This window comes from Mesorhizobium sp. M4B.F.Ca.ET.089.01.1.1 (genome assembly GCF_004022605.1).
In the GTDB taxonomy this organism is placed as follows: Bacteria; Pseudomonadota; Alphaproteobacteria; order Rhizobiales; family Rhizobiaceae; genus Mesorhizobium; species Mesorhizobium abyssinicae.
In genome coordinates, this window is the sequence record NZ_RZOS01000991.1 from 1 (window position 1) to 877 (window position 877).

Annotated in this window: 1 pseudogene; it reads left to right on the top strand. The window is 57.2% G+C overall.

What is annotated here, in order from left to right:
* Positions 1–527, top strand: a pseudogene (locus EN780_RS35570) (helicase RepA family protein); the annotation flags it as partial.
* Positions 528–877: the final 350 nt, after the last annotated feature.

An 877-nucleotide genomic window follows, 5' to 3' on the forward strand; every position in this document is an offset into this window, starting at 1 on the left:
GCGCCCGTCTCGTTTATACCTTGACCACAATGAGCGACGAAGAGGCCGCTCGATTTGGGGTGTCCCTTGCCGACAGGCGGCTCTACGTTCGTATGGACAGTGGGAAGGTCAACATCACACCGCCTGCTGCCTCGGCGAAATGGTTCAAGCTGACCAGCGTTGCACTACACAACGGCAACGACCTGTATCCTGATGGCGACAATGTCCAAACCATCGAGCAGTGGTTCCCGCCGGAAACGTGGGAGGGGCTGACCGATGACCTGGTAAACCGGATTCTGAATGACATTGACGCAGGCATGCCGGACGGAGAACGCTACTCCGACGCTGGTGCCGCAAAGGCCCGCGCAGCTTGGAAAGTGGTTCAGAAACACGTCTCCAAGAAGAGCGACCAACAATGTCGCGACATCATCGCGACATGGGTCAAGAACCGGGTGCTACTCAAGGAGACATATCACAGCCCCGTGACTCGAAAGGACCGCGAGGGGCTCCATGTTGACGACATGAAACGTCCGGGACAGGTCACCTGAAGTGCATTCTGGACTTGCGCCATTGGGAAAATCTGATGGCGCACCATTGGCGCAAAAAAGCGGTGCGCCATTACCGTAGGTGCCCTAAGGAAATTCAATGGCGCATTTAGTGCGCCAATTGTATTTCCCCGATGGCGCACCGATGGCGCAATGGCGCGAGAATGGTACGCCCAGAGCTCTTCAGGATAGCAGAAGGCCGTCGGCTGCAGTATTCTGGCACCGCAATGTCAAATGCAAAATTGAACATACGCCAGGAGCGTTTCTGCTTTGGCCTCGCCGAAGGCCTTCCACAATCTCGCGCCTATGTCGAGGCGGGCTACGCTGCGCGCGGCAACGCTGCTGAGGTGGAG